The following is an 11,265-nucleotide window of genomic DNA, read 5'->3' on the forward strand; positions in this document are numbered from 1 at the left end:
GCCCGCCCTCCTCGGCGAAGCCGTCCTCGGGCGCGACCGCCCTGGACCGCCGCCCGACCCCCTCACCGGGAGCCTGGCGGCCTCGGCGACCGGGCTCCTCCTCGTGGGCCGGGACGCCGTCCTCGGGAGCGGAGCGCCTGCCTGAGGGCGCGGGCTCGTCGTGGCGCGCGCGCCTGCTCGCGCGCGAGACGCCTTCGGGAGCGGCGGCGTCGCGGTCGGCCTCCGGCGCGGCGCGCCTGCCGGTCCGGGGCTCCTCGGGGGCCGCGCGGCGACCGGAGGGGGCCTCGTCGTGCCTGGCGCGCCGTCCGCCCGCCTCGGCGGCCGGGTCCGGCTCGACGTGCACGGGGGCGGCGTACCGCGTCTCCTCCTCGTACGCGGACGGCTCCGGGTACGAGGACGGCTCCGGCTTGGCCCTGCGGCCGGTGCGCGGGCCCGTCTCACCCGGTTGGCCGGGTCCGGCGGAGTGGGACGGACCCCGGACGTCGTCCTCGGGTTCCCTGGCGGCCCTCCTGCGGCCCTGCTGCGGCTCCTGCGCTGGTCGGTGCTCGTGGTCGCCCTGCTGGCGACCGCTCTCCGGGCCCTGCGGCTCGGATCTGTGGGCGGGTGGCTCCGGCGCGGCGCGGCGACCGGACGGCTCCGGTGCGGCGCCGCGCTGCGGACCGGAGTCCGACTGGCCCGGCGGGATGGGACGCGGGATGTTCGTGCGGCTGTGCTGTTCAAGCAGATCCGACACGCTCAGACCGCCGCTGCCCTCCATCGACCTGCGGCGACGCCCGGTCGTCTGGTCATCCTGCGGGGCCTGGTCGCCTCCGGGTCCGGTGCCACCACGGCGGGGCTCGTCGGGCACCCGGTCTCCCTTCAGCAATTGGTCATCGGTCAGGTCGTCATCACGAGTTGACGACAGCAAGGACACGGTGAAAGCACCTGCGGCGTGTCACTTGCGCACGCGATACTACGGACGCCCGCCAATTCTGACGACCACTCCCGGTGATAGAGGGGTGGGGGGTGGTCGGATACGCGCAGCAGGTTACGCCCGAACGGGTGAGTGGGGTGCGTGTTTCAGTAACCAGACACCCGTGGTTCAGTGATTCCGCGTCGCCCAGAAGCAGCACCGGCCAGCCGAACGCGTCCGCCCTCCCGGTAGGCGACTGCGTTCCGTCCCGATTGCTTGGCCGTGTAGAGGAGGCTGTCGGCGCGCAACAACTGCTGCTCCGGGGCCACCGGTGGGCGGGAGGGCGTCTCGGCGGCGGGCGGCTCGTACGCCAGGCCGATGCTGACAGTCACCCTCAGACCGGGGGCGAGCGAGGCCCAGGCGTGACGCTCGACACGCATCCGGGCCGCTTCGGTGATCTGGATCGCACTCGCGACGTCCACGTCGGGCAGCACGATGACGAACTCCTCGCCCCCGTAGCGGGCGCAGAACCCCTGCTCCGGCAGCTCCGCCTGGAGCAGCTCCACCACCCGCTGGAGCACCCGGTCGCCCAGCAGGTGCCCGAACGTGTCGTTCACCTGCTTGAACCAGTCGAGGTCGATCAGCGCGATGGCCAGCCCACCGGTCGTGGCGCCCCGCTCGGCGACCAGCGCGACCAGGCGCTCGTCCAGGTAGCGGCGGTTGTAGCTGTCGGTCAGGCTGTCCCGCAGGCTCTGCTCGCGGGCCTCCGCGTGCTCCCTGCGCAGCCGGTCCACCTCGCGGCGCAGCTGCTCCGGCACCTTCGGCTGCTCCTCGCGCCCCGCGTGGACCAGGTCGAACGCCGAGCGCAGGTGCTGGTAGGCCTGCCGCCACTGGCCCCTGGAGGCGAGCAGTGTCGCGATCGACTCGTGCAGCTGCACCAGCCCGGTGCCCTCGGAAGCGGGCGCTGGCGCCTCGGGGCCGCCCTCCCGATCGGGATCGGCGACCTCGGGCCGCAGTGCGGTCATCGTGCTCACCTCCTCACTTGCCAAGGTGTCGTCTCCTAGGAGGCGGCTCTTGAGCGAGCGGGACACGTCAGAGGTTGATTTCCCTCTACCGGTTGACCGTGCACTGCTCCGAAACGGTGACGTTTCCGGTCGGGCAGCGGAAAACCGTCACGCGGCGCACGGTGCGAAGCCGTAGGCGCGCCCGTTCAGCAGCACGACGTGCTGCGAGCCGATCTGCGAGCCGACCTCCACGCCGTCCCGGTGGACCGTGATCGTCACGGCCACGACCAGCACCACGCCGCGCGGGTGCGCCTCGTCGCCGCCCGCGGGCGCCCACTCGTTGTCCAGGCGCAACGTGCCCATCGCGGGGCGGTAGGCGATCGTCCCGTCGGGCGGTCGGCAGCCCTGGTCGCGGTAGTCCGGGTGCTGGGTCTCCTCCAGCAGCGCGTGCTGCTTCTCCACGCCCTGCTCGCCCGCCGAGTTGAGGTCGTCGAAGTAGTTCCGCACCAGGCCCCGGTCCGAGTCGCTCAACCGGATCGGCGCCGCCGTCCCCGCCACCGCGCCGGAGCACCCCGCCACCAGCAGCGCCCCGACCAGCAGCGCCGCGCCGCGCGCCAGCTCAGCCACCCGAGTGCATCTCCTCGGCCTCGGGCACCGCGGCGTCCTCCGGGTCGTCCAGCCAGCCCTCCGGCAGGATCACCCGAGCGGGGGAACCCTGTCGGCCGCGGGGCCCGTCTGCGTCGGCCGGGTACCCGGCGGTGCGGTCGAGCTGGCCGACCAGGTCCTGGAGCTCGGCCAGCGTGCTGACCATGGCCAGCGACCGGCGCAGGTCGCCGCCGACCGGGAAGCCCTTCAGGTACCAGGCCACGTGCTTGCGCAGGTCCCGGACGCCCTTCTCCTCGCCGAGGTAGTCGGCCAGGAGCGCGCCGTGCCGCCAGAGGATGTCGGCGACCTTGCCCAGCGTCGGCGGCGCGGGCAGCGGCTCGCCCCGGAAGGCGGCCTGCAGCTCGCCGAACAACCACGGCCTGCCCAGGCAGCCCCGACCGACGACGACCCCGTCGCAGCCGGTGCGGGCGACCATGTCGAGGGCGTCCTGGGCGCTGAAGATGTCGCCGTTGCCGAGCACCGGGATGGAGGTCACCGCCTCCTTCAACCGGGTGATGGCCGACCAGTCGGCGGTGCCGGAGTAGCGCTGCGCGGCCGTGCGGGCGTGCAGCGCGACGGCCTGCGCGCCCTCGTCCTCGGCGATGCGGCCCGCGTCCAGGTAGGTGAGGTGCTCGTCGTCGATGCCGATGCGGAACTTCACGGTCACCGGGACGCCCGCGGGCTCGGCGGCGCGCACGGCGGCCCGCACGATCTCCCGGAACAGCTTCCGCTTGTACGGCAGCGCCGCCCCGCCGCCCTTGCGGGTGACCTTGGGGACGGGGCAGCCGAAGTTCATGTCGATGTGGTCGGCCCGGTCCTCGCCGGTGATCAGCTTGACGGCCTCGGACATGGACACCGGGTCGACGCTGTAGAGCTGCATCGAGCGGGGGTGCTCGTCGGGGCCGAACGCCAGCATCTCCATGGTCTTGGAGTCGCGCTCCACCACGGCGCGGGCGGTGATCATCTCGCAGACGTAGAGCGAGCCGGGGCTCCCGAACTCCCGGCACAGCTGCCGGAAGGCGATGTTCGTGATGCCCGCCATCGGGGCGAGCACGACGGCCGGGTCGACCGAGTACCGGCCGATCTTCAGCGAGGGAGGGGGAGCAGCCACGCCGACCAGGCTAGCCGCAGCCGGGTCCCACGCCCGCCGTTCCACCGCTTTCCGCTCGTGGTGGACACGGGGTGGGGGTGGTGGGACGGCTCCCTCGAACGGGGGGCGGGGTCCTCGGCCGGGGAGTGCTTTCTACGGGCAGTTGTGCGGGGGTGGCGTTTTTGTCGCTTGTTGATCTGTTCGGGTGACCGGTGATCACGTGGATAACGCTCGGCCGAAAAGCCTCGATACGGCTAGTGACAATGTGAAATTTTCAAGCACCATGTGTCCTTCCGTCGTGGACCGGCCCCCGCTCGGGGATTTCCGGCCACCCCCCAGAGTCGCCGCGCGCGCTTCACGGCGCCGTGCTGCCGCTTTCCGGTGAGAGGATCGTGAAAAGTGGAGATTCTGCGCGATGCCTTCAACAACACCGCCAAGGTGTCCGTCGTCGTCATGCACGTCGACCTGACGGGCGCCACGGAGCTGAAGACCTCCAGCGCCGAGGTGAGCTGGCTGCCGACCTTCGGCTGGTTCTTCGACCAGGTCACCGAGTCCGTCACCCGCAACGGCGGGACCGTGTGCAAGTACCTCTCGTCGGGCGTGATCGCCACCTTCCCGGTGGTGCAGGCGGCGCAGGCCATCAACGCCGCCATCGCCATCCAGGAGCGGTTGAGGGAGGCGAAGCGGGACAACACCTACCTCTGCAACTGCTCGGTCGGCATCACCACGGGCAAAGTCGTGCCGTTCGTCAACGGCCAGCAGCAGGACTTCATCGGAACCTCGGTGGACCAGGTCGAGCGACTCGCGCTCGGCGGCAGTCCCGGCGCGGTTTTCGTCGACGAGGAAACGGTGAGCGCGGCCAACATGATGGAGGTCTTCTCCATCTACGGGAACGCCGTGAGCCGTGAGGGCCGCGGATATCTCGGGGCGCCGCAGAAGCTGCCCAACGCGGGCTCCTCGATCGACTACCGCGAGGTGCTCTGGGACGCGCAGCCGTTCGGCGTGAAGTCGAGCATGGTCACCGACATGACCGCGCCGCAGGGCCAGGCGCCGACCCCGCCACCGCCCGCCGTCCGCCCCGCGCGGGGCAACGAGCAGGACCCGTGGGTCGTGGGCCGGGTGACCAGGTGGGACTCGGTCAAGGGCAGCGGGTTCGCGAGCGGTCGGAACGGGGGCACCTACTACCTGCACCGGGACAACCTCGTTCGGGGCGTCGTGGACCTCGCGCCGGGGGACGAGGTGTTCTTCCTGGCCGAGCCGCAGCCCGACGGCGGGCGTAACCCCAGGGCCAACGTCACCGTGCCGCTCGGGGCCCTGCTCGACGTGGAGCTGCTCAGGGTCAGGGAGAAGTACGGCTTCCTGGACGCCCGCGACGGCAAGGGCTTCCGGCGGGACCTGTTCGTCGACCTCGGGCCCGACGCGCCGCTCAACTACCGGGTGGGGCAGGTGCTGCGGATCCGCGTTGGGAGCAACCCCAAGGGGCCGGTCGGCCTGGTGCAGGTGGATGAGCAGCGCGTCGCGTCGTAGCGGGCGCTCGTGCCGGGGGCTCGCACCGGTGCTCATCGCCCTCGGCGTGGTCCTGCTCGTGCTGGGGTGGTTCGTGGACGACGACTACTGGCGGGGGCTGTGCCTGGAGCTGGGCGGCGCGACGGTCCTCGTCGCGCCGTTCGCGCGGGTCGAGCGGAAGCTGCTCCAGGTCGAGGACGGGGTGGCGCAGGCCGTGAACGCCGGTCAGGCGCCACCCGGCCCGATCCGCGAGCAGGTGGCGGCGGCGCTGGCCGGGGGGCCGTTCACGGTCGTGGCGGTCGAGGGCGGGAACCCGGACCACGTGGTCGAGCGCGGTGGTGCGGCGGTGGCCGTCGTCGTGCTCGACGGCGGGTGCGCCGTGGACGCGGCCTCCCTCCAGCGCCTCGACCTGGAGCGGCGCGGGAGGCCGGGCGCCACCGGCCTGGTCGTGGTCACCGCCTCGGGCCTGACCGGGTTGGCGCGCGAGTGGGCGGCGCGCCACGCGTCCACCACCCGCGTCGTCCGGTGGACCCCGGACGGCGCGGCGCGGGCGGACCTGGTGGCGGGCGTCGCGGAGCTGCTGCCCGCGTGACCGCCCCCGCGCCTTCCCGCTGGTTACAGTCGTCCGGTGGCGACATCACCCGATCAGCGGCGAGAGCGCTACATGCGCGCGGCGGTGTCCTGCTTCGCCCGGTACGGCTACCGGCGGACGTCCGTGGACGCGATCGCCGCAGCCGCGGACGTCTCCCGGCCCGCGCTGTACCAGTACTACCGGGGCAAGGAGGAGATCTTCCGGGAGGCCGTGCAGTGGGCGCTGGAGGGTTTCCTGGAGCGGGCCGAGGCTGCGGCGCGGGGGCCCGGTGGGGTGGCCGAGCGGTTGACCGCGGTGCTCGGGCTGGTGCTGCGGATGCACGCGGGCGAGGTGTTCCAGGCCGAGCTGATCGACGAGACGCAGCAGCGGGCGGTCGAGCAGTGGACGCTCTTCGAGCGGCGGATGATCGAGGTCCTGGAGGGCGTGCTGGGGCCGTGCGCCGGGGTGGACGAGGTGGCCGGGGTGCTGTTCTACGGGGTCAAGGGGATCACGCTGCACCTGGGCGGGGTCGAGCGGCAGGAGGTGTTGCTGCGCCGCCTGGTGGAGCTGACCGTTCGGGGGCTGACAACCTGACAGTGTCGGTCTAATTTGTCAGGTCTGGTGCCCCTGTTCCCCGTGTCCGGGAGGTTCGGATGACCGCCGACGAGGCTCGTGCCCGCATCGCCGAGATCCGCCGGGCGGGTGGTCGCACGACGGTCGAGGAGCTGGACGCCCTGTGGGCGGCGCTGCCGACCGTGGCGCCGGAGGAGCTGCTGGGGGACTGGCGCGGCAGCGAGTTCGCGAGCGGCCACAGCTTCGAGGGGAACCTGGAGAAGGCCGGGTGGTACGGCAAGACGTTCACGTCGCTGACCGACGTGACGCCCCTGGTGTGCCGGGACGCCGACGGCGGGCTGTACGCGAACGAGGAGCTGGCCGGGGGCGGGGCGAGCCTGTGGACGGTCGAGTTCCGGGGCGAGGCGACCGCGACGATGGTCTACGACGGCAGGCCGGTGCTGGACCACTTCAAGCGGCTCGACGAGCGCGCGGTGCTCGGGGTGATGAACGGCAAGGGCGTGCTGGACGGGGGGAAGCACTACTACTTCGTGCTGGAGCGCGCGTGACCCGCCGCGCCCGCGCTGCCCTGGTCGAACGCCCCGGCGGGCCGTTCGAGGTGCGCGAGGTGGAGCTGGACGAGCCGAGGCCGGACGAGGTCGTGGTGCGGGTGCTGGCGGCGGGCGTGTGCCACACGGACCTGCTGGTGCGCCGGACGTGGCCGGAGCGGTTGTTGCCCATGGTCTTCGGCCACGAGGGCGCCGGGGTCGTGGAGGCGGTCGGCGCGGGGGTCGGCTCCGTGGTGGTGGGGGATTCGGTGTGCCTGAGCTACCGGAGCTGCGGCCGGTGCGCGGAGTGCGCGGCGGGGTGGAACGCGTACTGCCTGCACGCGGGGGCGAACGCGCGGGGCGTCCGGGAGGACGGCAGCACCGCGCTTCGTCGAGCGGGGAAGCCGGTGTACGGCGGGTTCTTCGGCCAGTCGAGCTTCGCGACGCACGCGGTGGCGCACGAGAGCAGCGTGGTGAAGGTGCCCGCCGATCTGCCCCCCGCGGTGGCCGCGCCGCTGGGGTGCAGCGTCCAGACGGGGGCGGGGACGGTCTTCACCGTTCTGAACGCGGCCCCCGGCGAGTCGCTGGTGGTGTACGGCGCGGGCGGGGTGGGCCTGAGCGCGCTGCTGGCGGCGACCGTGCGCGGGTGCCGCACTGTCGTGGTGGAACCGGTGGAGTCCAGGCGCGCGCTGGCGCTGTCCCTGGGCGCGGCGGCGGCGGTCCCACCGGGAACGCCGCTCGCGGACCTGACCGGCGGCGGCGCCCACCACGCGGTGGACACGACGGGCCGGGCGGACGCGATCGGCGAGGCGGTGGGGGCGCTGCGCCGGAGGGGGACGCTGGCGCTGGTCGGCCTGGGCGGCAAGGTGGAGCTGGACCTGAGGACGCTGGTGCACAACGGCATCCGCGTCCGAGGCGTGATCGAGGGCGACGCGGCCCCGAGGACCCTGATCCCGGACCTGGTGGCCCTGCACCGCCAGGGCGTCCTGCCGGTCGAGCGGCTGATCGGGGAGTACCCGTTCGAGCAGATCGAGAGGGCGGCGGAGGACGCGTCGACGGGGCGCTGCGTGAAACCGGTGCTGAGGTTCGATCAGCAGGTCTTGTAGTACGAGGGGGTGCAGCCTGCGGCTTCCCCGGCGATGGCCAGCGCCACCGTCGTCCCGATGAGGATCAGCGGGATGATGACCGCGGTCCACAGCAGGATGCGCCGGATCGAGTGCACGAGCACCATGGTCTCGACCTGCGCCTGAATGGCCATCTCCGCGCTCCCCGGCGCTCGCGCGACCCTGTCGAGCGAGGCTTGGACCTGGTTCCCGTGCCAGTGCGGCCCGTCGAAGGAACTGGCGACGACGGGTGTCCACGGGGCTTCGGACTTCTGCTCAGAAGATTCATCAGGAATGGGCACGATCCTCCTCGGGGTTCGACTTCCAGTCGCTTCGGAGGAGTTCTCCGTTGCGGGTGACTGCGATTGCCGGAAAAGCGGTGAGGCGCCACCGCGTGGTGGCGCCCCACCCGTTCCCCAGGTCAGGCGGCGCCGTGGGACTTGGTCGCGCTGACGAGTTCCGGACCGGTCGAGTGGGCGCCCGCCAGCGCGTCGATGGCCTCGCCGAGCAGGCGTCGCACGGCCGAGTTCAGCGCGGTGCACCCGTTGTCGATCCTCGTGGCGGACCGCTGGATCGTCGCGGACTCCTTCTTGATCGCGTCGATCTTCTCCAGCTGGACGACCGCCTCGGCGATCTTCTCCTCCGCCGTGGCGACCTCGTGGACGCCCTTGCGGCTCGTGGTCGCGAGGGCGGTCGTCCGCAGCAGCATGACCACGGTGCGCAGGAGGTCCGGGTTGTCGTTGTCCGGGTCGAACGCCAGCACGAGCCGCTGGGCGCCGATCATCCGGATGGTCTGCCCGTTGTTCTGCTCGGAGGTGCGGACCAGCCCCAGTGAGGCGACGGCGTCGCGGTTGCGCTCGGCGTCGGCGAGGTAGTCGGACCAGCCAGTGCGGGTCGAGTCGGTCATCTCGACGACGACCCGCGTGGCGCCGTCGTTCAGGCTGAGCACGCCGTCACCCTTCTTGCACCGGGGCAGCTGCCCGGTTCGGGTGCTGGTGTCGGTGTAGTCGTCGCCGAGACCGGCCGCGATGCCTGCCAGCACGGCGCGCACCGAGCCCTCGTAGGACCCGCCCTTGAGCGGCGTGACCCTGGCGAGGGCGGTGGTGGCCTCGTGGACGCGCAGCACCGTCGAGACCTCTTCGATCTTGCCGGTCAGCTCGGCGTGCTGCGCGGCCAGCTGCTGGGTGAGCCGCGCCTGCTGGGCGGAGAGCTCGGCGGTGTGCTTCGCGATGGGGGAGGTCGGGTCCGAGGGGTCGAACTGCCTGGTGGCCCTGGCCAGCAGCTCGGCCGTGCCCGCGCTCGCCTTCGAGTCGAGCTCGGCGCCGAACTTGTCGAGCACCGGCCGGAGGCGTTCGACCAGCTCCGGGCTCTCCCCGGCGAAGATGCGGCGCAGCTCGGCGTTCAGCTCCTCCTTCGCGGCCGTCACCGCCGCGGTGAGCTCCTTGCGGTTCCGCGTGTCCGCGTCCGCGATGGCGGTCTTGGCGTCGTGCGCTGCCTTTCTGACGGTCTCGGACGCCTCCCGCGCCGCGCGCGCCGTGAGCTCGGCGGCGTGGGCGCTGGAAGCGGTGGCCTTGTCCTCGGCCTCCTTCAGCAGCCGCCCGAGCGCCTGGGTCTCCTGGGCCTGCCCCGTCACGCTCAGCGCGTGGGCGCCGATGCGCATCACCTCGGTGACGTAGCTGGTCAGGTCGGCGCCCGTGAGCGCGTCGTGGTCCTCCACGAGGGGGCCGCGCCTGCCGGAGGTCCACCGCCGCGCCTCGCGCACGACCTCGCGATCGTCGATCGTCACCTGCTCGATGACCACCGCCTCGGCGTTCTCGTCGAAGTGGGCCGGGTGATTGATGCGCTCGGTCACGCGTTCTCCTGTGCGTTGTGCTGCCGGTGCTCGGCCGTTCACCGCACAGGGTGGCTCTCGAAATACCGGGAGGCCACGCATAAAAGCGGATAAGCCGGATCGCCGGTCGCGGTTCTCACCAAAAGCGCGTCCCGGATAAGCGGCGCCCGCAATCCGGATAGCGCTGCGCGAGGTGGGGAGCCTCGCGGTCGCCGTGCGCGAGCTGCTCGCCCCGTGGTGAAGGTGCCGCGCCGACCTGGAACGCGCACGTGCGGCGCAGGGCCTGACCGGACAAGCGCCTCGGCGCTATCGGGGAGACGCCGCAGAGCGGTGAACCGGCGGTGCCCCGATCCCGCTCCCGAACACCCGAGAGGTGTGACCTCGGGCTTTGGTGGGCCGCCAGGGACTCGAACCCTGAACCCGAAGGTTGTGGATCTTGCCTCATTGTTGACTATCGTCGTCTGCTGGTTACTGCTCCTAGCTGAACAATTTTTGAGTGCAAACGACCAGTGTGGACTGTCACCTATGGCTGTCTGCCGTCGTTTGTGAGGGGTAAGTCAGGGCTTTGATCTTGCTGCGTAGCTGGCCCGGAGATCCTTGCGCAGAATCTCCGGGTCCGCCCTTGAAGCGCCACCTGACCTGCTAGTTCAGGGCCGTCAGTCGGCGTTCCGCGCTTCCTGGTCCGTGCATGTTCCCTGGGCAAGCCTGTGGGCTGGTCGACGCCGTCAAGGTGTTGAGCTGTCCACAGGCGCGGCAGCCGAGCGCCGTGCCCAGCTTGATCAAGCCGAGTCGTCTGCGCTCGTCCCGGCTTTCGTACGGCGATAATCGCCCTTGATCGCGTAGAGCACCGCGTCAGCGAGTTGGACATACTCGGCTGCTTGCTCGCTCGTAATGGCTCTTGCGTTGCCGTGAGCTGCGAGGTTTCGCAGGTGGCTAACACCCTCCACCGACCGCACAGAGGCTTCGGAAATGAGCCCCTTCTTGGCGGCGAGGCGCGCGAGACCTGCGGCGGACGCGCGAGTCGTGGTTTCTCCTGAGCTCGCAACGATGTCACGTAGCTCGCGTTCGATGGCTCTGTGGGCTTCGAGCACTGCGACAACTGGCGCCTGACTCACGTCAGCCGCTAGTTCCTCCGCTATCACTCGGGGAGCCTCGTCCGGGGGGCTAGCAGTTTCGAGCTGTTCGACCGCCTGACTTCGGACCCGGTCCAGTTCAGCTTCGAACTGCCAAGCTTTGATCTTCTTCAAACCAGGATCCGTGAGGAGCTGCCCGATCGGCTTGCGGAGAACAAGCACGATGATCAAGACAACTACTGGCCAAACCAATGCACTGGTCATCTGCGAGATGAAGGTCAGCCAGGTCATGAGGCGAGTTCCTGTCAGCTTGAGTGCGCGCGGTCAAAGTCTTAGTTCGCTGTCGTTGACTCTGGCGTTACCCGTTGTACGCGGTTCCCTGCGGGGCCGCTGGTCATGGCCTCGTCCGACGCGGACAACCCCGGTTGCCTCATCGGCGCCGACGCGGGC

Annotated in this window: 11 protein-coding genes and 1 pseudogene; 5 read left to right on the forward strand and 7 right to left on the reverse strand. The window is 71.2% G+C overall.

The annotated features are described in order from the left end of the window. The 4 genes and pseudogenes from ACTUAL_RS12910 to dusB all read right to left on the reverse strand — a co-directional run. Positions 1 to 847, reverse strand: a pseudogene (locus ACTUAL_RS12910) (hypothetical protein); the annotation flags it as partial. Between the two features lie 212 nt (positions 848 to 1,059). Next, positions 1,060 to 1,917: a GGDEF domain-containing protein gene (locus ACTUAL_RS12915; RefSeq protein WP_096497307.1), complete on the reverse strand. Its 858-nt coding sequence runs from the start codon at positions 1,915 to 1,917 to the stop codon at positions 1,060 to 1,062. Positions 1,918 to 2,064: 147 nt separating this feature from the next. Continuing rightward, positions 2,065 to 2,523 carry a hypothetical protein gene (locus ACTUAL_RS12920; protein ID WP_096497306.1) on the reverse strand — a complete coding sequence of 153 codons (459 nt, stop codon included), beginning with the start codon at positions 2,521 to 2,523 and terminating at the stop codon, positions 2,065 to 2,067. Then, positions 2,516 to 3,661 (reverse strand): tRNA dihydrouridine synthase DusB, encoded by a 1,146-nt coding sequence (gene dusB, locus ACTUAL_RS12925; protein ID WP_198320658.1) that lies wholly within the window; start codon positions 3,659 to 3,661, stop codon positions 2,516 to 2,518. The genes ACTUAL_RS12920 and dusB overlap by 8 nt, the downstream gene beginning before the upstream one ends. Positions 3,662 to 4,030: 369 nt before the next feature. On the opposite strand from dusB, the gene ACTUAL_RS12930 reads away from it, so the two are divergent. Genes ACTUAL_RS12930 through ACTUAL_RS12950 form a run of 5 tightly spaced genes read left to right on the forward strand, consistent with a single transcriptional unit; the run spans position 4,031 to position 7,914 of the window. After that, complete coding sequence (locus tag ACTUAL_RS12930) at positions 4,031 to 5,158, forward strand: hypothetical protein (RefSeq protein ID WP_440900402.1); 1,128 nt, start codon at positions 4,031 to 4,033, stop codon at positions 5,156 to 5,158. Further along, positions 5,136 to 5,729, forward strand: a complete 594-nt coding sequence (locus ACTUAL_RS12935) for a hypothetical protein (RefSeq protein WP_440900403.1) — start codon at positions 5,136 to 5,138, stop codon at positions 5,727 to 5,729. The genes ACTUAL_RS12930 and ACTUAL_RS12935 overlap by 23 nt, the downstream gene beginning before the upstream one ends. 36 nt (positions 5,730 to 5,765) lie before the next feature. Continuing rightward, positions 5,766 to 6,302: a TetR/AcrR family transcriptional regulator gene (locus ACTUAL_RS12940; RefSeq protein WP_440900404.1), complete on the forward strand. Its 537-nt coding sequence runs from the start codon at positions 5,766 to 5,768 to the stop codon at positions 6,300 to 6,302. A 59-nt stretch (positions 6,303 to 6,361) separates the two neighbouring features. Continuing rightward, positions 6,362 to 6,829 (forward strand): DUF4334 domain-containing protein, encoded by a 468-nt coding sequence (locus ACTUAL_RS12945; RefSeq protein ID WP_096497301.1) that lies wholly within the window; start codon positions 6,362 to 6,364, stop codon positions 6,827 to 6,829. Beyond that, entirely contained in the window at positions 6,826 to 7,914 is a 1,089-nt protein-coding gene (locus tag ACTUAL_RS12950) for an NAD(P)-dependent alcohol dehydrogenase (RefSeq protein ID WP_440900405.1), read from the forward strand. The genes ACTUAL_RS12945 and ACTUAL_RS12950 overlap by 4 nt, the downstream gene beginning before the upstream one ends. Here ACTUAL_RS12950 and ACTUAL_RS12955 read toward each other — a convergent pair. The 3 genes from ACTUAL_RS12955 to ACTUAL_RS12965 form a co-directional block, all read right to left on the reverse strand. Next, the gene (locus ACTUAL_RS12955; protein WP_440900406.1) at positions 7,899 to 8,066 is read right to left on the reverse strand and encodes a hypothetical protein; all 168 of its coding nucleotides are present in this window, start codon (positions 8,064 to 8,066) and stop codon (positions 7,899 to 7,901) included. The genes ACTUAL_RS12950 and ACTUAL_RS12955 overlap by 16 nt on opposite strands. 266 nt (positions 8,067 to 8,332) lie before the next feature. Further along, on the reverse strand, positions 8,333 to 9,763 hold the full coding sequence (locus ACTUAL_RS12960) for a Fis family transcriptional regulator (protein ID WP_440900407.1): 1,431 nt from the start codon (positions 9,761 to 9,763) through the stop codon (positions 8,333 to 8,335). 758 nt (positions 9,764 to 10,521) lie between these two features. Next, positions 10,522 to 11,106 carry a hypothetical protein gene (locus tag ACTUAL_RS12965; protein ID WP_440900408.1) on the reverse strand — a complete coding sequence of 195 codons (585 nt, stop codon included), beginning with the start codon at positions 11,104 to 11,106 and terminating at the stop codon, positions 10,522 to 10,524. Positions 11,107 to 11,265 lie beyond the last annotated feature (159 nt).

Source organism: Actinosynnema sp., from assembly GCF_052038725.1.